The sequence below is a fragment of the Arthrobacter sp. FW306-04-A genome, from assembly GCF_044358315.1.
Lineage (GTDB): Bacteria > Actinomycetota > Actinomycetes > Actinomycetales > Micrococcaceae > Arthrobacter.
This window is the reverse complement of sequence record NZ_CP084559.1, coordinates 2304361-2329137: the sequence shown is the minus strand read 5'-3', so window position 1 is coordinate 2329137 and position 24777 is coordinate 2304361. Positions and strand designations below refer to the sequence as shown.

At 64.0% G+C, this 24777-nt stretch carries 19 protein-coding genes; 8 read left to right on the top strand and 11 right to left on the bottom strand.

From position 1 onward, the window contains the following. Positions 1-208 precede the first annotated feature (208 nt). Together LFT43_RS10645 and LFT43_RS10640 are read left to right on the top strand one after the other, a co-directional pair. A complete protein-coding gene (locus LFT43_RS10645) occupies positions 209-1066 on the top strand; it encodes a DUF3097 domain-containing protein (RefSeq protein WP_395796588.1) in 858 nt (285 codons plus the stop codon). A 148-nt stretch (positions 1067-1214) separates the two neighbouring features. Further along, positions 1215-1628, top strand: coding sequence for a DUF4870 domain-containing protein (locus LFT43_RS10640; RefSeq protein WP_395796586.1), 414 nt, complete (start codon positions 1215-1217; stop codon positions 1626-1628). 65 nt (positions 1629-1693) lie between these two features. On the opposite strand, the gene hemW is transcribed toward LFT43_RS10640, so the two are convergent. Together hemW and lepA are read right to left on the bottom strand one after the other, a co-directional pair. Then, entirely contained in the window at positions 1694-2923 is a 1230-nt protein-coding gene (hemW, locus tag LFT43_RS10635; RefSeq protein WP_395796584.1) for a radical SAM family heme chaperone HemW, read from the bottom strand. A gap of 48 nt (positions 2924-2971) precedes the next feature. Continuing rightward, positions 2972-4825 carry a translation elongation factor 4 gene (gene lepA / locus LFT43_RS10630; RefSeq protein WP_268021626.1) on the bottom strand — a complete coding sequence of 618 codons (1854 nt, stop codon included), beginning with the start codon at positions 4823-4825 and terminating at the stop codon, positions 2972-2974. Positions 4826-4972: 147 nt separating this feature from the next. On the opposite strand from lepA, the gene LFT43_RS10625 reads away from it, so the two are divergent. Both LFT43_RS10625 and rpsT read left to right on the top strand, forming a co-directional pair. Further along, positions 4973-5542: a type II toxin-antitoxin system PemK/MazF family toxin gene (locus LFT43_RS10625; RefSeq protein ID WP_395803012.1), complete on the top strand. Its 570-nt coding sequence runs from the start codon at positions 4973-4975 to the stop codon at positions 5540-5542. Between the two features lie 170 nt (positions 5543-5712). Continuing rightward, complete coding sequence (gene rpsT, locus LFT43_RS10620) at positions 5713-5973, top strand: 30S ribosomal protein S20 (RefSeq protein ID WP_395796581.1); 261 nt, start codon at positions 5713-5715, stop codon at positions 5971-5973. 213 nt (positions 5974-6186) lie between these two features. Here rpsT and holA read toward each other — a convergent pair whose 3' ends face one another. The 8 genes from holA to LFT43_RS10580 all read right to left on the bottom strand — a co-directional run bounded on the left by holA (position 6187) and on the right by LFT43_RS10580 (position 18492). Then, a complete protein-coding gene (gene holA, locus LFT43_RS10615; RefSeq protein ID WP_395796579.1) occupies positions 6187-7203 on the bottom strand; it encodes a DNA polymerase III subunit delta in 1017 nt (338 codons plus the stop codon). Next, entirely contained in the window at positions 7122-9104 is a 1983-nt protein-coding gene (locus tag LFT43_RS10610) for a ComEC/Rec2 family competence protein (protein WP_395796577.1), read from the bottom strand. The genes holA and LFT43_RS10610 overlap by 82 nt, the downstream gene beginning before the upstream one ends. Positions 9105-9122: 18 nt before the next feature. After that, a complete protein-coding gene (locus LFT43_RS10605; RefSeq protein ID WP_395796575.1) occupies positions 9123-9512 on the bottom strand; it encodes a ComEA family DNA-binding protein in 390 nt (129 codons plus the stop codon). A gap of 653 nt (positions 9513-10165) precedes the next feature. After that, positions 10166-11221, bottom strand: coding sequence for a DegV family protein (locus LFT43_RS10600; RefSeq protein WP_395796573.1), 1056 nt, complete (start codon positions 11219-11221; stop codon positions 10166-10168). Positions 11222-11278: 57 nt separating this feature from the next. Then, positions 11279-13807, bottom strand: coding sequence for a leucine--tRNA ligase (leuS, locus tag LFT43_RS10595; RefSeq protein WP_395803010.1), 2529 nt, complete (start codon positions 13805-13807; stop codon positions 11279-11281). A gap of 377 nt (positions 13808-14184) precedes the next feature. Next, complete coding sequence (gene glpK, locus LFT43_RS10590) at positions 14185-15699, bottom strand: glycerol kinase GlpK (protein WP_395796571.1); 1515 nt, start codon at positions 15697-15699, stop codon at positions 14185-14187. Positions 15700-15758: 59 nt separating this feature from the next. Next, a complete protein-coding gene (locus LFT43_RS10585) occupies positions 15759-16508 on the bottom strand; it encodes an MIP/aquaporin family protein (protein ID WP_184735076.1) in 750 nt (249 codons plus the stop codon). A 175-nt stretch (positions 16509-16683) separates the two neighbouring features. After that, positions 16684-18492 carry a glycerol-3-phosphate dehydrogenase/oxidase gene (locus tag LFT43_RS10580; protein ID WP_395796568.1) on the bottom strand — a complete coding sequence of 603 codons (1809 nt, stop codon included), beginning with the start codon at positions 18490-18492 and terminating at the stop codon, positions 16684-16686. Between the two features lie 124 nt (positions 18493-18616). Between LFT43_RS10580 and LFT43_RS10575 the strand changes: the two genes are divergently transcribed. Genes LFT43_RS10575 through LFT43_RS10560 form a run of 4 tightly spaced genes read left to right on the top strand, consistent with a single transcriptional unit; the run spans position 18617 to position 22549 of the window. After that, positions 18617-19579 carry a sugar-binding transcriptional regulator gene (locus tag LFT43_RS10575; protein ID WP_395796566.1) on the top strand — a complete coding sequence of 321 codons (963 nt, stop codon included), beginning with the start codon at positions 18617-18619 and terminating at the stop codon, positions 19577-19579. 54 nt (positions 19580-19633) lie between these two features. Then, on the top strand, positions 19634-20515 hold the full coding sequence (locus LFT43_RS10570) for an aldo/keto reductase (RefSeq protein ID WP_395796564.1): 882 nt from the start codon (positions 19634-19636) through the stop codon (positions 20513-20515). Between the two features lie 10 nt (positions 20516-20525). After that, entirely contained in the window at positions 20526-21470 is a 945-nt protein-coding gene (locus LFT43_RS10565; RefSeq protein ID WP_395796562.1) for an alpha/beta fold hydrolase, read from the top strand. Continuing rightward, complete coding sequence (locus LFT43_RS10560; protein ID WP_395796560.1) at positions 21467-22549, top strand: glycosyltransferase family 4 protein; 1083 nt, start codon at positions 21467-21469, stop codon at positions 22547-22549. Before LFT43_RS10565 ends, LFT43_RS10560 begins: the two co-directional genes overlap by 4 nt. On the opposite strand, the gene LFT43_RS10555 is transcribed toward LFT43_RS10560, so the two are convergent. Next, positions 22546-24672 carry a primosomal protein N' gene (locus LFT43_RS10555; protein ID WP_395796559.1) on the bottom strand — a complete coding sequence of 709 codons (2127 nt, stop codon included), beginning with the start codon at positions 24670-24672 and terminating at the stop codon, positions 22546-22548. The genes LFT43_RS10560 and LFT43_RS10555 overlap by 4 nt on opposite strands. Positions 24673-24777 lie beyond the last annotated feature (105 nt).

Here is a 24777-nt window from a genome sequence, read left to right as displayed (position 1 = left end):
TCCATTCAACAGCCAGTGCTGAACAGTTACTACTCAGCGACCTGATAATTCAACAATTAGCACTCAACATGCCCAAGTGCTAACAAGTCTAGTATGAGCCACCACGTTGTTAGCATTGGTACCGCTCGCGGCGAACATGATTCCCGCGCGGTCCGGCGGAATGTCCAGGGCCGTCATTGATCCCCTAGCGCAAAGTGGTGTGAAGACCGTGTCTTACGACAATTGGGGCCCGCAAGACCTCTCCTCGCCTGCCAAGCGGCAACTGCCCGAGGTGCCCGTTGAACGCGGAATGGTTCTCGAAGACGTGCAGTCCGGTTGGGTCGGGGCCGTGACCAGGGTCGAAAAGGCCGGCGGCATGCACATTGTGGTACTGGAGGATCGCCGGGGAAAGAACAAGTCGTTCCGGCTCGGCTTTGGATTCCTGCTCGACGGACAAGCGGTGAAACTTCTGCCGCCGGCACCCCGCGCCGCCGCCGGAGGGGTTGCCGGACAAACGGGCAGGACCGCTTCGGGATCCGTCCGGGTGGCCGGCCAACGCGCGCAAGTCGCCAAGGCAAGCCGGATCTGGGTGGAAGGCAAACACGACGCCGAACTCGTGGAGAAGGTCTGGGGAGATGACCTCCGGGTGGAGGGAATCGTCGTCGAACCCTTGCATGGCGTTGACGATCTCAAGGCGGCGATTGCCGAGTTCTCTCCCGGCCCGGGCCGCCGGCTCGGAGTCCTGGTGGACCACCTGGTGCCGGATTCGAAGGAGTCCCGGATTGCCGCCGATGCCATGACAGTGCCCGGTGCGGCAGGAAACGTCCTGATCGTGGGACACCCTTATGTGGACGTCTGGCAGGCCATCCGGCCCAAGGTTCTGGGGATCCAGCAATGGCCCACCATCGCCCGCGGGACCGATTGGAAGACCGGCATCCTGAAGTCGTTCGGCTGGCCGCACGCGACAGCCGAGGACGTCGGGCTAGGCTGGCAGAAGCTTCTCGGAGCCGTCCACAGCTACGCGGATTTGGAGGCCTCCCTGCTGGGACGGGTGGAGGAAGTGATCGATTTCCTGACCGTACCCTGACGATTCCTTGCAGCTTTCGGCTCGCTTCAGCAGCGGCCTCGGTGCAGTTTCCGGGACTTTGGGTCCGGGAGTTGGTCCGCTGATCGCGCGCTAAGCAAGTATTCTGGGACAGCAACACTGCACCGATAGATACTCGAAGGAAGAAACTGTGGCAGACAACGCTCCTGACGATCGGGACGGCGCCTCGGGCCAGTCCCAGTACCACGGCGTTCCTGCCAACGCGCTGCCCTTGACCGCCTCGGAAGACCGGCAGTGGGCAACCCTGGCGCACTTCGGCGGGATCCTTGGCTGTGTCCCCTCACTTCTGATCTACTTGATTTTCCGCGAACGTGGCCCCTTCACGGCGCAGGAATCCAAGGAGGCGCTGAACTTCACTTTGCCTCCAACGATTGCCGCAGTGCTCGCCAACATTCTGGTCTTGCTCCCTGTGGTTGGAAACATGTTCGCAGTCCTGGCCACGGCAATCTGGGTTGCTGTGACGTGCTTCTCCGTGTCTGCCGGCATCCGCGTCAACCACGGACAGCCGCACCGCTACCGCTTCAACCTGCGCTGGATCAAATAGCGGCTGTTCCCCGGCCCCCGAGTGTTCGCGCCCGTGCCTGCGACGCCAGTGTTCGCGCCAGCGGGCTACTCCGGGAGGATGCGGCGCACCACGGCGTCAGCCAGTAGCCGTCCCTTGAGCGTCAATACCAGCCGCCCCTGGAAGGCCGCCGCAGGCTCCACCAGGCCGTCGGCAATGAGGCCCGCCACGGCATGGCGGCCCACCTTGTCGAGGGCGTCTACCTGGAGCCCCGTGCCGAGGCGCGCCTCCAGCATGATGCGTTCCACCTCCCGGGTCCCGGCGTCGAGGGTTTCGCGCCCAGCGGCAGGAGAGACGCCTTGTCCGAGCCTGTTTGCGTAAGCCGTGGGGTGTTTGACGTTCCACCAGCGGACGCCGCCCATGTGGGAATGCGCGCCGGGTCCGATGCCCCACCAGTCATCGCCCCGCCAGTAGGCAAGGTTGTGTTTGCACGCCTGTTCGGGTGTGCGGGACCAGTTGCTGACCTCGTACCAGTCGAGCCCGGCGGCGCTGATCAGCTGATCGGCGATTTCGTATTTGGCGGCGTGGTCGTCGTCGTCGATTCCGGGAACTTCTCCGCGCCGGATCTGGGCGGCCAGCTTGGTGCCTTCTTCCACGATCAATGCGTAGGCGCTGATGTGGTCCGGGTCGTAGGACAGGGCAGTCTCAAGGGAAGTCTGCCAATCGGCCATCGACTCGCCTGGAGTGCCGTAAATCAGGTCGAGGCTCACGGCTAGGCCGGCGTCGCGGGCCCATTGGACCACCAAGGGGACCCTGCTGGGTGTGTGCGTACGGTCCAAAACCTTGAGGACGTGCGGGACTGCTGACTGCATGCCGAAGGAGACCCGCGTGAAGCCGGCGTCGGCCAGCAGCTGGAGCGACTCGGGAGTCACCGAGTCCGGGTTGGCTTCAGTGGTGACTTCGGCGCCGGTTTCCAGACCCCAATGCCCGACGGCGGCCGTCAGGATGCGCGCCAGGTCTTCAGCAGGCAGCAGGGTCGGCGTGCCTCCGCCGAAGAACACGGTGCTCAAGGCCCGATGCGGCAGTCCGGAGGCGCCCATGGCCTTGACGGCGAACTCTACTTCCGAAATCGCAGTAGATGCGTAGGCGTCCTGGGATGCGCCGCCCCCAAGCTCGGTGGCGGTATAGGTGTTGAAGTCGCAGTATCCGCAGCGCACGGCACAGAAAGGTATATGGACGTACAGTCCAAACTTGCGTGAATCGACACCGTCAAGCACCTGCGGCGGCAGGAGGCCGTCCGCAGGTGCCGGATCTCCGAGGGGAAGGACACTAGGCACACGATCCCCCGTGTGCCCGTCCCCCAGTGTTTTGGGCGAACAGCCCCATTACTTCTTGGCCTTGTCCTTGGATTCGTCGGTGGTAAGGGCTGCGATGAACGCTTCCTGTGGAACCTCCACGCGGCCCACCATCTTCATGCGCTTCTTGCCTTCCTTCTGCTTTTCGAGAAGCTTGCGCTTACGGGTGATGTCACCGCCGTAGCACTTTGCAAGGACGTCCTTGCGGATGGCGCGGATGCTCTCACGGGCAATGATCCGCGAGCCGATGGCGGCCTGGATAGGCACCTCGAACTGCTGGCGGGGAATGAGCTCGCGCAGCTTGCCTGTCATCATGACGCCGTAGGCGTAGGCCTTGTCGCGGTGGGTGATGGCACTGAAAGCGTCAACCTGCTCACCCTGGAGCATGATGTCCACCTTGACCAAGTCGGCAACCTGCTCGCCGTCGGCCTTCCAGTCCAACGAACCGTAGCCACGGGTCTTGGACTTAAGGATGTCGAAGAAGTCGAAGACAATTTCGGCAAGCGGAAGGCGGTACCGGATTTCCACCCGGTCTTCGGAGAGGTAGTCCATGCCGCCCATGACGCCGCGGCGGCTCTGGCAGAGCTCCATGATGGCGCCCACGAACTCATTCGGCGCCAGGATGGTGGCGGACACCATCGGCTCACGGACCTCCGAGATCTTGCCCGTGGGGTATTCGCTGGGGTTGGTGACGTGAAGGACACGCTTGTCCTCCAGCGTGACCTCATACTCAACGTTGGGAGCAGTGGAGATGAGGTCGAGGTTGTACTCGCGCTCAAGGCGTTCACGGGTGATTTCGAGGTGCAGCAGGCCCAGGAAGCCCACGCGGAAACCGAAGCCGAGCGCCGCCGAGGTCTCCGGTTCATAGACGAGTGCGGCGTCATTGAGCATCAGTTTTTCCAACGCGTCACGAAGCACCGGATAGTCCGTGCCATCTAGGGGATACAGGCCCGAGAAGACCATGGGTTTGGCATCGGCATAGCCGGCCAGGGATTGCGCAGCGGGCTTGGCCAGGTTGGTCACGGTGTCGCCCACCTTCGACTGGCGGACGTCCTTCACACCGGTGATCAGGTAGCCGACCTCGCCGACGCCCAGTCCCTTGGACGGAGTGGGTTCCGGCGAGCTGACGCCGATTTCGAGCAGTTCGTGGGTGGCCCGGGTGGACATCATCTGGATCCGCTCGCGCGGGTGCAGCATGCCGTCCACCACGCGGACATAGGTGACCACGCCGCGGTATGTGTCATACACGGAATCGAAAATCATGGCGCGCGCCGGGGCGTTGGGGTCGCCAACAGGCGCCGGCAAATCGCGGACGATCTTGTCCAGGAGGGCCTCCACGCCGGCGCCGGTCTTGCCGGACACGCGCAGCACGTCCTCGGGGTCGCCGCCGATCAGGTTGGCGAGTTCCGCCGCGTACTTTTCGGGCTGGGCGGCCGGAAGGTCGATCTTGTTGAGCACCGGAATGATGGTGAGGTTGTTTTCCATCGCCAGGTAGAGGTTGGCCAGGGTCTGCGCCTCGATGCCCTGCGCCGCGTCCACCAGGAGGACTGCACCTTCACAGGCCGCGAGGGAACGGGAAACCTCATAGGTGAAGTCAACGTGGCCAGGGGTATCGATCATGTTCAAGGCGTAGCTGGTGCCGTCAAGTTCCCAGGGCATGCGGACAGCCTGGGACTTGATGGTGATGCCACGTTCGCGTTCGATATCCATGCGGTCCAGATATTGGGCCTTCATGTCGCGGGATTTAACGACGCCGGTGTACTGCAGCATGCGGTCGGCCAAGGTGGATTTACCATGGTCGATGTGGGCGATGATGCAGAAGTTCCGGATGATGGCCGGATCTGTCGCGGCGGGCACCGGTGCGGTGCGGGCCATGGGAGACACGCAGGGTCCTTACTGTTGACACTCACACGGCCGAACCCCGGACTGATCTGGACCAATCCGGCCGATGCCGCATATCTGAACTTATAGTCTCCCATGAACACGGCGCCGCTTGTGCACTGGCTCGGCAAGGGAAAGTACGGTGGTTCCATGGCATCGGACACACACTTGCTTGGCAGACTCATCAAAGGCTCCCTGGGTTACCTTCGACGGATCATCGGATCCCCCGCCGGTACAGAGCCCCGCAAACCACCGAAAAGCCGGGTGTCGGCGGAGGCGAACCGCCCCCGGAACGCGGCGGCCGGCGTCGGGCAGCTTTCCCGGCCCTATCCGGGGGACTTCCGGGGCAAGGTCTCTCCGCGGTACTCCCCCAACCCTGATGGCAAACCGGATCCCGGAGAGATCGTGTGGTCGTGGGTCCCCTACGAAGAGGACTACTCCGAGGGGAAGGATCGGCCGGTCCTTTTGATAGGGCACGACGGCGGGTGGCTTCTGGGGCTGATGCTGACCAGCAAAGACCACGACAACGGCCACCGCTCAGACGAGTACGTGGACATCGGGACCGGCGCCTGGGACCTCCGAGGCCGGCCCAGCGAGGTCAAGGTGGACCGGGTGGTACGCATCAATCCGGCGGACGTGCGGCGTGAGGGCGCCGTCCTGGACAAACGCACTTTCCAACTGGTAGCGCGGCGACTGGGCGGGCAACGCGACTCGGCGTAGACGGCAAGTCCCCGGAAAAGCCCTGAGTCTGATACTATTTATGGCTGTGTGTCCGTGCAGGTCGACGGCCACTCATGGTTGGCTGCCATAGGCATCCCCACGCCGCTCAGTCGATGGCCAACCTGAAAACCCTCTAGACCATTTCCGCATTAAAAAGAGAGTTCACACACGTGGCTAATATCAAGTCCCAGAAGAAGCGCATCCTCACCAACGAGAAGGCTCGCCTGCGTAACAACGCTGTCAAGTCTGAGCTGAAGACGGCCATCCGCGCCGTTGCCACCGCCGTTGAGTCCACGGACAAGGATGTCGCTGCAAAGGCTCTTGTTGCTGCCAGCCGTAAGCTGGATAAGGCTGTCAGCAAGGGCGTTATTCACAAGAACAACGCCGCAAACCGCAAGTCCGCGATCTCCAAAAAGGTCAACGCACTCTAAGGTTTATCCAGTTCGACTGAGCTGAACGTGAGGCCGGCGCCCAATGGGTGCCGGCCTCAGGTATTTAAGCCCGGCACGGATGGGGGCGGAACGGGCCACTAGGCGGTGGCTCCGACTCACGACGCGCAGATGGACCTTCGACCCTCGAATTCGGAATTCGGGCGTCGTCAGGAAATGTGCGTGTCGCCCAACAATCTGGGTGTCGCGCGTTGGCTAGCGTCCCCGGGCCGAAGCGGCAATGACCGTGACAGCGTGCTCGACCGCGTACACCGGATCCCGCGAGAGGCCTTTGACCTGGGCGTCCGCTTCGGCCGTTACCTGGATGGAACGGATCAGGCCTTCAGGAGTCCAACGCCGGACGTCCCGCTGCGCCTGTTCCACGAGCCAAGGCTGTATACCAAGCTGCTTGGCGATGTTTGCTGACGAGCCCTGGGCTCCGGCGACCTTGGCAAGGGTGCGGAGCTTCGCGGCAAGGGCGGCAACCAGCGGCACGGGGTCAACCCCGGTGGCGAGGGCGTGCCGGAGGCTGGACAGGGCCTGCGGTCCGTTGCCGGCCATGGCGGCGTCCGCCACCTTGAAGGCAGTGGCTTCCACGCGGCCGCCGTAATAGCGCTCCACCGTGGCTGCGTCCACAGCGGTGGTGGCATCCGCGATGAGCTGGTTGCATGCTGCTGCGAGCTCCGAGAGGCTGGCACCGACTGCATTCACGAGGGCCTGAACCGCTTCCGCTTCGATGCGGCGGCCGCCTGCCTTGAATTCCGAGACGACGAATGCTGTTTTCTCGGCATCCTTTTTCAAGGGCTGGCAATCCACGACCGGCCATCCGGAGGACTTTATGGCGTCCAGAAGCTTCTTGCCTCGTACTCCCCCACCGTGACGAAGGACCAACACGACGTCATTCTCAGGATGTGCGAGGTAAGTCAGGGCATCGGCAAGAAAGGCATCGTTCATGGACTCAAGGCCCTCGATCTCGATGAGTTTGGCCTCATCGAACAATGACGGCGTGACAGTCATGGCGAGGGAACCGGACTCGTAGCTTCCAGCGTTGAGTTTGCTGATTTCCACATCCGGCGCGGTGGCCCGCACCTGGGAACGGATCCGATCCATGGCACGGATTCCGAGGTACTCCTCAGGGCCGGTGATAAGCACTACGGCGGACGGGGTAACGTCCCGCCAGCCGATGGTGTTGGCCGCGGAGGCTTTAGCCTTGGTGACCTGGGCAGCAGCCAATGTTGCGTCCTTCCAGAAAGGTTTTTGCAGAATTCCAGTCTCCCACGTTCAGCGTCCAGCGCAGTGTCCGCCAAGGCCCCGGCCCTATAGCGGGGCGTCCGGGAGCCCCCGGAATGCCACTTAGCCCATCGGCGACGGACAGTTGACTCCGCCGCCTTCATGAGGAGCAATAGCCGGCGGTGCAAAGCCAGCACGATGTGGCCCGTCCACGCTGGATGCAGGACCAGCCACACGAGCAGGATGGTCACCACCGACCACAGAAGCATGGTGGCTATTCCTGTCAGGCCTTCCGGCCAGGGCAGTGCCGCGCCGGGAAGTCCTGCGAAGAACCGGGCGATGACCGCCACCATTCCTGCGCTCGCTCCGGCAATGGCGATAGGAATGGCAGCTAGCCAGGGAACCAACGGAACGATCGGAACGGCGATGGTCCCCAGGATCGTCACCGGTGGGACAAACGGAGCTGCTACGACGTTCGTCAGCAGTGAATAGCTGGAGAACTGCGGTTGCAAGGCCACGATGACCGGGCCGCATAGAAGCTGCGCGGCCAAGGGGACGGCGACGGCGGACGCTAGCCAGGAAGGCAGCCAAGCTGGAGCCCAGGAAGCCATGGGCCTTGCCAAGAGAACAATTCCCAGCGTGGCGAGGACCGACAAAAGGAATCCGATGCTCGTGCCAAGCGAAGGATCCAGGATGAGCAGGCCAGTCACCGCTAGGCAGAGAAAGCCCAGGCTCCGGCCCCGTCGCCCGCCACTCAGGGCCGCGAGGCCGATTGCACCCATGACCGCCGCCCTCAGGACGCTCGCGTCCGGTCCGACCACAATGACAAAGGCCGCCAAGCCTCCAAGGGCCACGATTGCCGCGACTCCCCTGGCAAGCCGAAAGCTCCTGGCCAGAAGCACCAGACCGCCAAGAATGAGGCTGCAATTTGCTCCACTGACGGCCGTGAGATGGGTGGTGCCGGTGGTTTTCATAGCCGCTTCCAGGCTTTCGTCCAGGCCGGTGGTGTCGCCCGTGACCATTCCGGGCAAAAGACCTGCGGCGTCCCCCTGCAACCATTCGGCAGCAGAGGCGAATTGCTTCTTCAACTGCGCCGGACCTGCCGGCATAACGCCCTCCGTTTCCGGCCTGGGCTGTGCGTCGGGGTTGTGCTGTGCCTCGGGGCGGTGCTGTGCGTCGAGGTCATGCCGCGCGTCCGGCTTCATGGGAGGTGTGGCGGCCGCGAGAACGCCGGCCTCCAGCTGCCCTGCTTTTGCCACCTTCAGCTTCCCCGCGGTTCTGATCTGGTCACCCGTTGCGACCTGGTCCCAGCCCTGCCCCCCGGTGAGCAGAATTCTTGTGCGGGAACGGATCAACTGACCGTCGATCGCAATGTCAATCACCTCTGCCGGAACTGCCCACCGTCCCGATCCACGCGAGTCAGTGCCCAGTTCGCGGGGCTCTCCCACGATCAGCACGTGGATGACAACGGAACCCCGAGACGCCGCGGCGTCAGCGACGGGGCCGTCCTGGCGCGGCCCCGCATCGACTGCTGCATGGGCCGCCACGGCCGCACCGAACAAGCACGCAACGGCGAAGGTGGCGGGAAGGGTCCTTGAGCGCGAACGCGGGTTACCGGTCCCGTGGGCTTCCGTGCGTCTGGGCTCCGGATGCCGCCGCGCGGTGTGTCGAATCTGGGGGATTCGCTGACGCCGGCCTCCCAGCAGAAGCCCCGCGACAACACACAGGCCCGCACAGAGGGCCACTATCCATGACGACGGCAAGAAGGGAGCGGAGAGGGATACGGCCCACGTGAGCGTGGCAGACGGGACCAGCCGCAGGTCGATGCGGCTACGGTTCCCATCGGCGTCCGCCCGCCCCGACGGCGTCGATCGCGGGGCACTTGCCTGCCCGGTTCGCTTCATGCCCGATCGCCGGCCATGTCAGACCGTCACCAAGGGCAGTAGGGATTCCATCATCTTCGGGCCGACGCCGTCTACGGCATCCAGATCTTCCACCGCCGCAAACGGACCGTGCTGCTGCCTCCACTCCACAATGCGCTTGGCCAGGACCGGACCAACCTTTGGCAGGGCATCGAGTTCCTCAGCCGTCGCAGTGTTGAGGTTGAGCTTTCCTCCCGCAGAGGCTCCGGTTCCCGAGTCACCGCTTCCCGAAGTTCCCCCGCCGGGGGTACCAGCCGCCGGAGCGGTAACGGCCTCGCCTGCCCGCGGAACATGGATTTTCGCAGCGTCCTGCACTACCGCGGCAAGGTTGAGGCTGTTCAGATCGGCGGCTGGCTCCGCGCCACCGGCAGCGGCGATCGCATCAAACACTCGAGCTCCGGCCGGCAATGTGAGGATCCCGGGATTCTTCACGGCACCGGCCACATGGACAGTAAGCTGGCCGCGCCGCGATTCGGGCGAGTCATCTTCTGCTCTGCTCCCGCTGACGCGTGGCGTTGCACTCGCAAAAGAACTTCGGACCAAAGGCTCGACCGTTGGCTGGTCGCTCCATGCCTGCCAAGTGAACCACAACAGCAACAGCAAGCAAGGAACGGTCAGCAAGACAGCTACTCGCCTCGGCGTGCGCCAACGAAGCCGCGGCGGGTCCCTTCTCTCGCCAGTGGCGTCTGCTTCCCCGAAGGCATCGCCAGGCTCGCACGCTCCAGAGTTACTTTCGATGAGAGTGTGCAAGGGCAAGAGCGGCACGTGACTGTCGTCGAGGCCCGCATGAGCGCCGCTCCGCCCAGAACCGTCTGGACTTGAACCGTCCGGACCAGAGTCCCGCAGTACAGTGCCACGCTGCTCCGCCAACGGCCCACCAAGACGGGCCGCGAACCGTTGCCGCGCAGCACTCGCGGCGTCGTCGGCAGAGGCGGCACCGTTCTTGCGAGGCATACCTCCGAGCCTAGAACCGCCTATCCAGACGTATCAGGCGTTATCGACCCTATGTGGACAACGCGGTCATCTAGGGGTTCTGTGGAGGATCAGTTGCCGCCCTCGGACGGCTTCGCGAGGTTCTTGCCTGCCGCGGAACTGCTCGCGCTGGAACCTCCTGCCGCGACGCCAGGCGTACTGCTTTCCCCTACGACCACCGCCAAAACTCCGAGCCCGGCGTGGGCCGCGAGGACGGCCGGCAGTGCGCTGATCTGTGGCGGCGGGCAATCCGGGCAGTTCTCCCCCAGCCGCGAGGCGAGCCGTTCGGCCTCTGCCAGGTTTCCAAAATGGTGCACGGCAAGCCGGGATCGTCCCGACGGCCGGGAATTGACATCCGCAGCAACGATTTCTTCAAGCCGAGCGACGGCCTTAGCCGCCGAACGCACCCTCTCAAGCGGCACGATCTTGCCGCCGTCGACCGCCAGGATCGGTTTGATGGACAGCATTGTCCCGAGCAAGGACGCGGCAGTGCCAATTCGTCCGCCGCGCCGTAGCTGCTCAAGGCTCGGGACGTAGAAGTAGACTTTGGTGCGGCCCAATCGCTCCTCGGCAAAGCGACGGACTTCCGTCGCCGAACGGCCGTCTGCCGCGGCGAGGAGCGCACTCTGGACACCCATGCCTTGTGCCATTCCCACGGTCCGCGAGTCAATGACCTCCACCGGGATCGAGACGCGCTGCGCAGCCAGCCTTGCGGCGTCCGCGGTGCCGGACAGCCCTGCGGAAATGTGGATGGAGACGACGGCTTCGAAACCGCGGGACTGCGCGGCAAGGTAAGCCTGTTCGAATTGCCCGGGTGAAGGACGCGAAGTCCTCACTGACGATCCGGCCGCCAAAGCCAGCGCCAGTGTCTCGGTGATGTCGTCTTCACCCTCGCCGTAGATTTCTTCGCCCACCATGACGGGCATTGGTACGACGATGAGACGCCCGTCCGCAACGAACGCCTTGACCCATTCGGCCGGGAGCGCGGCTGCCGAGTCAGTGACGACGGCAGTTCGCACGGCGACAGGCGGCGGTTCAGCTCCGGCCCGACCCGGCGTCGTGGACTGGCGCAGGCGGGCCAAACGTTCCTTGAGCCACAACCATGCGGGTGGTTCGCGGTCCGTCAACGGTGCCTCCTGGGCTGCTGGCCGGCCGCCGGCGAACACCGGCGGCCGTATTCCCGGCTAGGCCGGGACGATGTTGACCAGTTTAGGCGCGCGCACGATCACCGTGCGGATGCCACGGCCATCGAGTGCCCGCTGCACGTTTTCGCTGGCCAAGGCGAGCTCGCGAAGTGCGTCCTCGCTGATGTCCGGCGACACCTCGAGGCGGTCGCGGACCTTTCCCTGAACCTGCACGACAGCCGTCACGGTGTCCTGGACAAGAAGGGCGGCATCGTGGGAAGGCCAGCCGGCATTCGCCACGGAGGCCGGGTGGCCCAACTGGTTCCACAGGTCCTCGGCCGTGTACGGCGCGAAGAGGCTCAGGATGATCGCCACCGCCTCGGCGGCTTCCCGGACGGCGGGATCTGCACCACCGGCACCGGAATCGATGGTCTTGCGGGTCGCATTGACCAGTTCCATCAGCTTGGCCACCACGACGTTGAACTTGTTGTTGTCCAACAGCTCTGCGGCGTCGGCGATGGTCCGGTGGGTGACGGTGCGGAGGGCGCGGTCACCGGTGGAGACATCGACACCCGGTTCGCTTGCGACGTCCTGGCCAAGGCGCCAGGCACGGGCAAGGAACTTCGCCGAGCCCGACGGCGAGACGTCCGCCCAGTCGACGTCGTCCTCGGGCGGGGACGCGAAGACCATGGTCAGGCGAACGGCGTCGACGCCGAACTTGTCCAGCTGCTCGCCAAGATCCACGCCATTGCCGAGGGACTTGCTCATGGCCTTGCCGCCGTTGAGGACCTGTCCCTGGTTGAGCAGGGCGCTGAAGGGCTCGTCCGCCGCAAGCAGGCCCATGTCGTGGATGACCTTGGTGAAGAAGCGGGCGTAGAGCAGGTGCAGGATGGCGTGCTCCACGCCGCCCACATACTGCCCGACGGGCATCCAGTCGTTGATCTTGGCCGGATCAAAAGGGCCCTCGGTGTAATGCGGGGAGACGAAGCGCAAGAAGTACCAGGACGAGTCAACGAACGTGTCCATGGTGTCTGTGTCGCGCTGGGCGGCCCGACCGCAGTTCGGGCACTCGACGTTGACCCATTCCAGAGCCGCGGCGAGAGGAGACGTGCCTCTCGGCGACAGCGCTTCTCCGCGCAGGTTTTCGGGCAGGGTCACTGGCAGTTGATCGTCCGGCACAGGCACTTCGCCACATTCGGCGCAGTGGATGATGGGGATCGGAGTACCCCAAAAGCGCTGCCGGCTCAGGAGCCAGTCGCGCAGGCGGAAGTTGACGAACTTCTCCCCCGTGCCCAGCTTCTCCAGGATGTCGATGGCTGCGGGAATGGCGTCGGACTTGGACAATCCGTCCAGTTCGCCGGAGTTCATCAGGGTGCCTTCGCCGGCGGTCGCAATGCCCGTTTCGGCAGGGTCTTCACCACCGGTGTTCAGAACCGGACGCACCGGCAGGTCAAAGGCCCGGGCGAAATCGAGATCGCGCTGGTCGTGGGCAGGTACTGCCATGATGGCGCCCGTGCCGTAGTCGGCAAGCACATAGTCAGCGGCCCAGACAGGCAGCTTTTCGCCGTTGAGGGGGTTGACCGCGTAGCGGCCGGTGAACACACCTGTTTTCTCGCGCTCAGTCGACTGGCGCTCAATGTCCGACAAAGCCTTGACCTTTTCGCGGTAGGCCATGAGGGCGTCGTGGTGTTCGGGGGTGACCAGGTCCAGCGCCAGGTGAGCGTCTGCGGCAACAACGAAGAACGTTGCCCCATACAGGGTGTCCGGGCGGGTGGTGAAGACAGTGACTTCGCGCTCGGCGCGGCCGTCCGTGGCTTCGATGGCGAATCGCACGTGTGCACCCTCGGAGCGGCCGATCCAGTTGCGCTGCATCGCCAGCACTCGTTCCGGCCAGTGCCCCTGGAGCTCGGACATGTCGTCCAGCAAGCGGTCTGCGTATTCAGTGATCTTGAAATACCACTGGTTCAGGGACTTCTTGGTCACGGGGGTTCCGCAGCGTTCGCACGCGCCGTTGACCACTTGTTCGTTGGCCAGGACGGTCAGGTCCTTCGGGCACCAGTTGACGGGGGAATCCTTGCGGTAGGCCAGCCCGCGCTCGTAGAAACGCTTGAACAGCCACTGTGTCCAGCGGTAGTACTCCGGGTCCGAAGTGTGCAGCCGGCGGGACCAGTCGGCAGAGATGGCGTAGCGCTTGAACGATGCAGCCTGGGTATCGATGTTGGCGTAGGTCCACTCGCTGGGGTGGGCATTGCGCTTGATGGCGGCGTTCTCCGCCGGCAGGCCGAAGGAGTCCCAGCCGATGGGGTGGAGGACGTCGAAGCCCTTCTGCCGGAGGTAGCGTGCCACCACATCGCCCATGGCGAAAGCCTCGGCGTGGCCCATGTGAAGGTCGCCTGAAGGGTAGGGGAACATGTCCAGGACATAGCGCCGCTCACGGGATCCGTCATCAACAGGGGTGAAGACTTTGAGGTCTTCCCAGACCTGCGGCCACTTGGCCTCCATCGAGGCGAAGCTGTAGACACCCTCCTCGGGCGTCTCGCCTGCCACTGTTGACTGTGCTCCGGTTTCTGTCTCCGGCTGAACGCTCACTGCTGCCCTCTTCTGTTCTTCCATGACGGTTTTGCCTCCTGCTCCGGGCCCCGGAAGGTCCCGGACACACAAAAGCCCCTCGACAAGGAGGGGCGGCCGCTCGGTTCGCGTTGTCTAAGAATCGACGTTTGCCGGGCGGCTAGCTAAGCAGAAGGATCGCACGCATACAGCCACCTTACCGTCTGTTGTGTGTTTCTATAAACACTACACAGGGTCGCCGCGCGTAGGTGAACGTTGAAGGAGGCCGCACTTCGCCCGGGTGTGGTGGGCACCGCGATGGGCCCCCAGCTGCGAGGGCCCCGACGCGAGCTTGCGAGCGTTGGGAGCAGCTGGGGACGGGCGGGGCAAGTGCGGCCTCCCTCAACCGAGGGTTGAACCTACTTAACGTCCTCGTCTACCCAGTCCATCGACTTGGTAACCGCCTTCTTCCACAGGCGCATCTGGCGATCCCGCTCGGCGTCGTCCATCTGTGGCTCCCAGCGCTTGTCCTCGCCCCAGTTTGAGCTGAGTTCTCCGAGGTCCTTCCAGAAGCCGACGGCGAGACCGGCCGCGTAGGCTGCACCCAGGGCCGTGGTTTCCACGACCTTCGGACGTACCACGGGCACGCCCAGAATGTCCGCCTGGAACTGCATGAGCGCCTCATTGGCGACCATGCCGCCGTCGACCTTCAACTCGGTCAGCGGAACGCCCGAGTCCGCGTTGACGGCATCGAGCACTTCGCGGGTCTGGAATGCGGTGGCCTCAAGCGCCGCGCGGGCGATGTGGCCTTTGTTGGCAAAACGGGTCAGTCCCACGATGGCTCCGCGGGCGTCGGCGCGCCAGTACGGGGCGAACAGGCCGGAGAACGCCGGCACAATGTACACGCCGCCGTTGTCCTCGACCCCGGCCGCCAGCGTCTCCACCTCGGGAGCGGAGCTGATCATGCCAAGATTGTCGCGCAGCCACTGGATCAGCGAACCCGTGACGGCGATTGAACCTTCCAGTGCGTAGTGCGGTTTGGCATCGCCCAGCTTGTAGCCAAGCGTGGTCAGGAGGCCGTTCTTCGAGTGGACGATCTCCTCGCCCGTATTGAAGATCAGGAAGCAGCCGGTGCCATAGGTGTTCTTGGCTTCGCCGGCCTGGAACGCCGCCTGGCCAAAAGTTGCCGCTTGCTGGTCACCGAGGATGCCCGCGACCGGCACTTCGCGCAGCAGTTGGGACGTGTGCACGGTGCCGTAGACCTCGGAAGAGGACTTGATGGCAGGCATCATCGACGCCGGCACGCCGAACGTGTCCAGAATGTCCTGGTCCCATTGCAAGGTATCGAGGTCCATGAACATCGTGCGCGAGGCGTTGGTGACGTCCGTGGCGTGCACGCCGCCGTCGACGCCGCCTGTCAGGTTCCACAGGACCCAGCAGTCGGTGTTGCCGAAGATGAGGTCCCCGGCTTCAGCCTTGGCTCGCGCACCTTCAACGTTGTCCAGGATCCACTTGATCTTGGTCCCGGAGAAGTAAGTTGCCAAGGGCAGGCCAACCTTCTGCTTGAAGCGTTCGGGTCCACCGTCCTGGGCCAGTTCGTCCACGATCGACTGTGTACGCGTGTCCTGCCAGACGATCGCGTTGTAGATGGGTTCGCCCGTGTTCTTGTCCCACACGACGGCGGTTTCGCGCTGGTTCGTGATGCCCACGGCGGCAATGTCGTGCCGGGTCAGGTTCGCCTTGGAGAGCGCCGAGCCAATGACCTCACGGGTGTTGTCCCAGATTTCGACCGGGTTGTGCTCCACCCATCCGGCCTGGGGGAAGATCTGTTCGTGTTCCATCTGGCCGGAGGAAACGATGTTTCCCGAGTGGTCGAAAACGATGGCGCGCGAGCTGGTGGTTCCCTGGTCAATGGCGATGACGTATTGCGACATTTTGACGTCCTTGTCTGATTGCTTGGGTGTGGATGCGGGATAGGTGTGTGAGCGGAGTACTACTTTGCGATGGTTGCCATGATCGGCACTGAGTGGGCGACCAGGCCCGCGATGGTCCCGCCCAGGAGCGGTCCGACTACCGGAACCCACGAGTATGCCCAGTCACTGGAGCCCTTGCCCTTGATTGGCAGAATGGCGTGGGCGATGCGCGGACCGAGGTCACGCGCCGGGTTGATGGCATAGCCCGTGGGCCCGCCGAGGGACGCACCGATACCCACGACCAGCAGTGCCACTGCGAGCGGCCCGAGGCCGGACGGAGTGCCGCCGAATGTCAGGATCACGAAGACAAGCACAAAAGTGCCGATGATTTCGGTGACGAGGTTCCATGGGTATGAGCGGATAGCGGGACCCGTGGAGAACACCGCGAGTTTGCTTGCTGCCAGCGGCTCGGCGTCGAAGTGCTGCTTGTGGGCGAGCCACGCGAAGATGGCGCCGAGGAAGGCGCCGGTCAGTTCTCCGCCGAAGTAGGTGAACGTGGATGCCGCGCTCACGGCTACCCCTGGGGCGAACTCGGCTTTGCCGTCAACCAAGAGGCCAAGCGTGACGGCCGGGTTCAGGTGCGCCCCGGACATAGCCGCCACGTATACGCCGGCAAATACAGCAATGCCCCAGCCAAAATTCACCATCAGGAACCCGCCGTTGTTACCCTTTGTGCCTTTCAGCGCGACGTTTGCCACAACGCCACAACCGAGCAGGGTAAGCATTCCGGTTCCGAACACTTCGGAAAGGAAAACAATTCCGAGAGACATCTTTGACTCCTCATTTTCTTCTGTTGTCAGCCCCCGCAGATTTATTGGGGGCCGTTGGTCCGGCGTCTGTTAGCGCCGTCCCGGTTGCGGTGATCCCTGGCGGAGCGAAGCACCGCAACCCTTGTGTCGCGGCTTCATAGCCGGGACGATCAAGCTGATGTGACGTACATTACGTTCAAGCGACGAGGCTGTGAACAGTCACGCCATGAAAACGTAGAAGCACCTCCTGTGCGTGTTGGATTTCCGCGTTACGCTTCGCCGGATCCCAGCCAAGCTGCCCGGAAAGGACCTCGGCAATTTCGTTGAGCAGCTCTCCCGTCACTAAACCCCGGAAGGCCAGCGAGGTGCGGCGAATGAGGACATCCACGAGGTGCCCGATCTGTTCATTGGCGGCCATGAATTCCAGCTCCCGGACGCTGAGCTCGTTCGTGGAACGCAGTTTCCGGTCCTCGCCTGCCTTGAGGAACGCGATGACATCCTCGGCACGGGTACCGTAGCGGGTCAGCAAGCCGCTGACGCGATCGGCGTCGAGGCCGGGAGCCATGTGCTTCTTGACCCAGTCTTGGATGCGCTCCTCGCTGTTCGGGAAGCCTGAGCCGCCGCCGATGGCGAGCTTCGCCGTCGAAACCTTGCGTTCCATGCCCAGCTCACGGAGGACGTCGTTACTCAGGTGTTCGGCGAGAGCGCGGAAGGTGGTCCATTTTCCGCCGATCAATGAGAGTACGACGGCGTCCTTGCCGCCTTGGGTGACCGCGGCACCGGAGGCTGGGCGCTCGCTTCGCTCGATGCGGTAGTCGCGTGAGACGAAGCCCGGCTGGGTATCATCGTGGCGCGGAAGCGGTCGGACGCCGGCGAAGCTGTAGACGATGTGGCTGCGGTCCACCGTGATGGAAGGGAAGACGTGCCCCACGAGGTCGAAGAAGTAGTCAACCTCCGCTTCGGTGCACACGGCGTCCTGGGCCATGTCGGCGTCGACGTCGGTGGTGCCCACCAGGACACGGTCACCCATCGGATAGATCAGGACGATCCGTCCGTCCGTGTGCTCGAAGAAGATCTCCCGGCCGCCGCACGCTGCAAGCAGTTCCGGGTGATCCAGCACAATGTGGGAGCCTTTGGTGCCGCCCATGAAACGGCTCGCGGCCCCCATGGCCTTGTTGGTGAGGTCCACCCAGGCACCGGTGGTGTTGACGATGACGTCGGCCTGGAAGCTGAATTCTTCGCCGGTGAGTTCATCGCGCAGCAAAACGGCACCGGCTGGGCCAGCTGATTCGGCGGTGGGGTCAGTCGAGAGAAGGGAGACGTAGTTGCTGGCGCGTGCGCTGCCACCGGGCAGGCCACTTCCGATGCCGGCCTTTTCGCCGTCCTGGAGCACATCGAGCGTCAGGCGCTCCGGATTGTGCACGGAGGCGTCAAAGTAGGTGGCTGCGTATTTGATGCCGGGGTGCAGCCGCGGCAACTCCGCCAGTGCCTTTTCCCTGCCGCGGAACTGATGGCGCGGCACGCTTCCGCCGTCGCGGGAGAAGAAGTCGTACATGCTCAGTCCGAGTTTGATGAGGAAGGCGCCACGTTCCGTCGGCTTGCCTTGCTTGTGCGTGAGGAAGCGTGTGGGGGCGGATAGTATCCCGGAAAAGGTGCTGAAGATGGGGATGGTTGTCTGCAACGGCTTCACGTAGTGCGGGGCGATCTTCAGGAGGCGGTTGCGCTCGACCACGGATTCCTGCACGAGGCGGAATTCGCCATTCTCGAGGTAGCGGATACCGCCGTGGATCATGTGGGACGAAGCTCCGCTGGCGCCCTGGCAGTAGTCACCGCGCTCCACGAGCGCGACATCAACGCCCTGCAGCGCCAGATCACGGAAAGTGCCAACGCCGTTGATGCCGCCTCCGACGATCAGCACTTGGGCTCTCGGCCGTTCGCGAAGTGCCGAAGCGGAGGTTCGACGTGGTGATCCTGCTGCGGAACCGGAAATGCTGGGGTGTCCCAAAACTGCTCCCTTGGGCTTTGGTATGAGCGCTACATCACTTGACGGCGCACCTTGCACAACTATTCTTTGAAAGAGTGGAAAATGAAATCAAGCTATTTGCACAAACGTGCAGAACGGAAACCAGATGCCACGAGTGCGACATTCAGAGGCCCTCCGGGCAGCGCAGATGTACTACCTCCAGGACCTCACGATGGACGCCATCGCCCGCGAACTTAGGACTTCGCGTTCTACGGTTTCCCGGTTGTTGTCTTCGGCCCGCGAGTCGGGACTGGTGCAAATCCAGATCCGCAGTCCGCTGGACTCCGCCCCGGAACTGGAGCGGATGATCCGCCGCCACTACGGCGTCGACGTGCACGTAGTGCCTGTCCTGGACACCCTGAACGAGGCGGAAACGCTTGACCGGGTAGCGACGCAGGCAGCACGCACTATCGGTCCGCTTGTCGATTCCAATGCCATTATCGGCGTCGCCTGGGGTGCTACCATCAGCGCCGTCAGCAGGCACCTGACCCGCAAGATCACACACGACAGCACCATCGTCCAGCTCAATGGCGCCGGGAACATGCAGACTACCGGCATCACCTATGCGAGTGACATCATGCGCCGTTTCGGCATTGCCTATGGCGCACGGGTGGAACAGTTCCCAGTGCCCGCCTTCTTCGACCACGCTTCCACCAAGACCGCCATGTGGAATGAGCGCAGCGTCCAACGCGTGCTCGACCTCCAAGCGAGGATGAGCATCGCGATCTTCGGTGTCGGGTCGGTCCATTCGGACTATCCCAGCCACGTCTACGCGGGCGGCTACCTCGATGAAACGGACCTGACCCTGCTGGCCAACTCCGACGTCGTGGGGGACGTTGCCACCGTCTTTTTCCGTGCCGACGGCTCTTCCGACGGGATCACCCTCAACGAGCGTTCCACGGGCCCAAGCCACGAGCAACTGAGGCAGGTCCGGCGCCGCATCTGCGTCGTTTCGGGCGCATCCAAGATCAACGGCCTGCGCGGTGCCTTGGAGGCCAGGCTGGCTACCGATCTGATCCTGGACGAGGCCACGGCAAAGCGCTTGGTGAGTTTCGGGAGCCCATCCTGAATATTTGACTGGTCCTGAATCATTCCCGGCATCGAGGTAGGTAGAGTCTTGGCTATGAAACCCTCGCCAAGGCTCAGTCTCAACAACGGCGTCTTGATTGACCAGTTGGGGTTCGGGCTCTACAAGGTGCCACCGGCGGACGCCACTTCTCTGGTCGCCACAGCGCTAGGCGCCGGCTACAGGCACTTCGACACGGCCGCAATGTATGGCAACGAGACCGGCGTCGGTCGCGGCATAGGCAGCGCCGTGATACCCCCAGCCGGTGTGGATGGAAATACCGGAGGCTCCGGGGAGGGCACACACTCGCTCTCGCGCGAAGACGTCTTTGTCACCACGAAGCTCTGGAATGACGATCACGGCTATGACTCCACGCTCCGGGCTTTCGACAACTCCATGGCCAATCTCGGCCTGGACTACGTCGATCTGTACCTGATCCACTGGCCTTGCGCCGGGCGCGGCCTGTTCCAGGAGAGCTACCGGGCCATGGAGACCCTGTACCGTGAAGGCCGCGTGCGCGCGATCGGAGTCTCCAATTTCCAGCCGGCCCACCTTGAATCGCTGATGCAGAAAGCCGAAGTGGTTCCAGCCGTGAACCAGATCGAACTGCACCCATGGCTGCAGCAACCCCGGCTCCGGACCCTGCACGAGCAGTTGCGTATCCGCACCGAGGCCTGGAGCCCGTTGGGGCGCGGACAGGTCCTCCAGGATCCGGCCGTGCGCGCGCTGGCGGACAAGTACGGCAAGACACCCGCACAGATCATCATCCGCTGGCACCTCCAGTTGGGGAACATCGTGATTCCCAAAGCGAGCACCTCTGCACGCATCCAAGAGAACTTCAATGTCTTCGGCTTCGAGCTCGATGCTGAGGACATGGACGGCCTTGCCTCCCTCGAACGCCACCACCGCACCGGTTCACACCCGGACAACGTCAACTAGGACCCGTCGAATGGAACAAGTGGACACCCACTCCCCCGAACCCACCCCAGCCTCCCCACAGGAGTTCTTCAGCAAGGCCCTGGCCTCCCGGACCAGCGCCTCGGACATCGACCTCGACGGCAGCAACGTGGCGTATTGGTGCTACGAACCAGTCGCCACGACGGCGGCCACACGAACCATCCTGGTCATCCATGGTTTCCGCGGCGACCACCACGGGCTGCTCCGGGTAGCAGACCATTTGCCCGAGATGAGGATCATCATGCCGGACCTTCCCGGCTTCGGCAGTTCGGAACCTTTTGCCGGAGACCCCCACACGGTAGAACGCTACGGAAAGTTCATCACCGGCTTCATGGCGGCCCTGGGTCTCGGGCCGGACACGGTTTTGCTCGGTCATTCCTTCGGGTCCATTGTCGCCAGCCACTTCGCCGCCTCGAACCCGGGTGCCATCCGCCCGCTGATCCTGGTCAATCCCATCGCGGCTCCCGCGCTTGAGGGACCAAAGGGCCTCATGACCAAGCTGGCAGTCATGTACTACCAGGTCTCCGCCAAGCTCCCCCGCAGGCTTGGGCTCGCCGTCTTGCGCAGCCGCCTGATTGTTCGCGTCATGAGCGCCACCATGGCCAAGACCCGTGACAAGGAACTCCGCGCCTTCGTCCATGGGCAGCACGACGCCTACTTCTCCGCCTTCGCCGACCGTGCCAGCCTTTTGGAGTCCTTCCGGGCCTCCGTCTCCAGCCATGTGGCCGAGGTTGCCGGCCAACTGGACCTCCCGGTGTTGCTGGTGGCCGGCGAAAAGGATGAGATCGCGCTGCTCCGGGACCAGCACAAACTGCTGGAGCTCTTGCCCGACGGCGCGCTGGTAGTGATTCCCGACGTCGGGCATTTGATCCATTACGAGACGCCGGCGCCGGCCGCCGCCGCCATCCGAAGCTTCCTGGAGGAACACCCCGCGTGAAAATCGTCATCGACGCCCGCTTCACCCGCACAGACCATCATGACGGCATCAGCCGCTACGGTTCCAGCCTCATAGCGGCGACCTCCAAGATCGCGGATGTCACTATGCTCATCAGTGACAAACGCCAGTTGGCGCTCCTTCCCGACGTCCCCTACGTGCTCATCAGCAGCCCGCTGTCGCCGCGCGAACTATTCGTGGCGCGCGAAGTAAACAAGCTCGGGGCCGACGTCGTGGTTTGCCCGATGCAGACCATGGGAACCCTGGGCCGGAAGTATGGCTTGGTCCTGACCCTGCACGACCTCATCTACTACGAGCACCCGGCCCCCCCGGGCTTCCTGCCGGCACCCGTCCGGTTGCTGTGGCGGCTCTACCACAAGGCCTACTGGCCGCAGCGCCTGCTTCTCAATCGGGCGGACATCGTAGCGACCATCAGCCACACCACCGAGTCGCTCATAGCGAAGTTCAGTTTGACCCGCCGGCCGGTGCGGATCGTGGGCAACGCACCACAACCAGGCCAAACGCCGCGTGATCCTGAGGGCGGCGCCGAGAAGTCCCTGCTCTACATGGGTTCGTTCATGCCGTACAAAAACGTGGAGACCCTGATCCAGGGCATGTCCGAATTGCCCGGATTCACGCTGCATCTTCTGAGCAGGATCACCCCCCACCGCCGTGCCGAGCTCGAGCCCCTGGTGCCGGCAGGTGCCCGGGTCGAATTCCACAACGGCGTCACGGATGCCGAGTACGATTCCCTGTTGATCCGCGCCACGGCCCTCGTCAGCCTATCCAGGGCGGAAGGTTATGGGCTGCCCCTGGTTGAGGCCATGGCACTTGGCACTCCCGTGATCGCCAGCGATATCCCCATCTTCCGGGAGGTCGGCGCGGATGCCGTGAGCTACGTGCACCCGGAATCGCCCGCCGAATTTGCTGCGGCCGTCAGGGCACTTGAAGATGGGGAGCTATGGCAAGCGCGATCACGCCGTTCAGTGGAACGCGCGGCCGACTTCAACTGGGACGAATCGGCCCGTCAATTGTTGGCGGTGGCCGAAGAGGTCGTGGCGATGCGCAGCCGCAAGCGCTAGAGGACGTCCACGCCGTCGAGCCGCAGTTGCACAGGTCCCGAGGTGCGCCTCGCCGCACTGGCTGCCTTGACTGCCCGCATGGCCCGGGTGGCTTCGGCCGCTTGGGCATAGGGAACAAAGAACAGTGTCCGGACGTCCGGATCGCCGTCTTGCGCTGTTGCGCGCTGTGCTGACAGGGCGAGCGAAACCGGCGCGGGGCCGGCAGTGCGCAACTGGATGTTCTTGGCCAGGCCTTCGGTGAAGTGCACGACGTCGGCCCGCTTGCCCGTGACGGATGCGATCCGTACCGCTGGCGGCAACTGAAGTTCCTGCCGCAGTACCAACTCCCGGGAGGCGTACCCGGCCGGGTCCCAACGCAGCAGGGCACCCGTCGCGGTGGTGTCGTCTGCAGTGATGACGACGAGTCCGCCGTCGCTCGCGGGGCGCACGAGCGCCGCCGCGTTGAACCACCGCCGAACGGTGTCCTCGCCAGCACGAAGATTCTCCCGGCGGAGGAGCGAATTGCCATCCAGGAGCAGCGCCGCAGCATAGCCGCCGGGTGCGATGGGTTCAGCGCCCACGGTGGCCACCACCAGCGCACGGGCGTCGGAGACCGTGGGTTTGACCTGGTCTCCCGAAGAAGTCACGACGGCCTTTCCGGGAAAAGCCCTGCCCAGCTCTTCAGCGGTCCGGAGCACGCCGGCCGCGCCTCTGCGAAGACGGCCACCGCCACAATTGCGGCAACGCCAGTCCGGAGCGGGGGTGGAGCACCAGCGGCAATGCGGCAGGGCCGATTGACCGGCGATTGCGAGTGGCCCTTGGCAATTGTTGCACCTGGCGGGCTCGCGGCAATCCTCGCAGACCAACGACGGCGCGTAGCCGGCTCTTGCCACCTGTACCAGGACAGGTCCGCGCTCCAGCCCCTCCTTTGCCGCCCGCCATGCGGCTCCGGGCAGGCGTGCAATCCGGGCCAGGGGGTCCCGCTCCTGCTCGAAGCTATCCGCCGTGTTGAGAACGCGCGGCGCCATGGTGCGGACCACCGTCCGAGGGGGTTCCACTGGCACGGCCCAACCCCCTTCGACCAACCGCTGAAGCTCGGTGCTGCGGCTGTGCGCGGCCATGAGGCACGCCGCAGACTCCTGTTCGGAGCGCAAAAGCAGGATTTCGCGGGTGTGGGCGTAAGGAGCGCGCTGGTCGATATGGAGGTCGTCGCCGTCGTCCCAACACACGACGAGTCCAAGGTCCTGGACTGGGGCGTACGCCGCGGACCGCGTACCGATCGCGACCTTGGCTGCGCCGCTCAGAAGCCGTAGGTAGCTGCGGTACCGCGGCGACTGACCGTCGTCGGCCGTCAGCCGCGCGAGTTCCCCAACCGGCAAGACGGCGTCGAGCGCCGCTTCCATTCGGTCAAGATCACGATAGTCGGGCACAACCACAATCGCGCCCCGCCCCGAAGAACGGACTGCTGCCACCGCAGACGCCACAAGCTCGGGCCATCCGGCGGCTCCAAAGCCCTGCACCGCGGCGAGGACGGCCCGGGGCGAGCCACCTCCAGCCAGGTGTTGCAGGTACGGCGCGCCGTTTGTGTAGGAAGCCCACGTTGCTTGTGCCGGGGACACAGCGCCCTCGGCAGGGCTGGCAGCCTCGGCTCGATCCTCCAAGAGGGACGCACCGGAAAGGAATAGCTTCTCCAGGCCCGCGACCCGCGGCGGGATGGCCGTCCGGAGAACGTCGCTCAGCGTACCGGCGTAGCGTGCCGCGATGCTGGAGGCAAGCTCCAGCAGAGGCGGTGTCAGCACTTGGACAGGTGAAATCACCTTGAGAAGCGGACTTAATGCATGCCCTGCCTCCGACGATTCCGTACGCTCCAGCACGTAGCCGTTGAGTTCCTGGCCGCTGAAGCGCACTTTAACCCGCACGCCCGCCAACGCGGTGTCTTCGAACTCAGCCGGGACACTGTAGTCAAAAGGCCGGTCCAAATGCGGCAGAGGCGATTCAATCAGGATCCGTGCCACCGGATTGCGTGCCGCGAGGGTTGGTCCGGCGGAGTCGCTCCCGCGAGCGGGGAAACCCTGCAACAAGGACGGTTGACGGGCTGGCGAAGGCAACTCCATGGCAAAGGGAAGCAGCGAATCATCGCTCATGCTTGTCACCTCCCTGGAGTGCCGGATGCGAGCGACGGGCTCAATGCGAGTGAAGGCTTGGCCATGAGGACATGGCCAGCTGTTTCACTCTTGGGTCAAGCCAAG

Bases quoted from the DNA above. Each gene is read 5' to 3' on its own strand.
- LFT43_RS10625 (WP_395803012.1), top strand. From the start codon at position 4,973: ATGGCATCGGACACACACTTGCTTGGCAGACTCATCAAAGGCTCCCTG.
- LFT43_RS10610 (WP_395796577.1), bottom strand. From the start codon at position 9,104: ATGAAGCGAACCGGGCAGGCAAGTGCCCCGCGATCGACGCCGTCGGGG.
- glpK (WP_395796571.1), bottom strand. From the start codon at position 15,699: ATGTCGCAATACGTCATCGCCATTGACCAGGGAACCACCAGCTCGCGC.
- LFT43_RS10585 (WP_184735076.1), bottom strand. From the start codon at position 16,508: ATGTCTCTCGGAATTGTTTTCCTTTCCGAAGTGTTCGGAACCGGAATG.
- LFT43_RS10575 (WP_395796566.1), top strand. From the start codon at position 18,617: ATGCCACGAGTGCGACATTCAGAGGCCCTCCGGGCAGCGCAGATGTAC.
- LFT43_RS10570 (WP_395796564.1), top strand. From the start codon at position 19,634: ATGAAACCCTCGCCAAGGCTCAGTCTCAACAACGGCGTCTTGATTGAC.
- LFT43_RS10565 (WP_395796562.1), top strand. From the start codon at position 20,526: ATGGAACAAGTGGACACCCACTCCCCCGAACCCACCCCAGCCTCCCCA.
- LFT43_RS10555 (WP_395796559.1), bottom strand. From the start codon at position 24,672: ATGAGCGATGATTCGCTGCTTCCCTTTGCCATGGAGTTGCCTTCGCCA.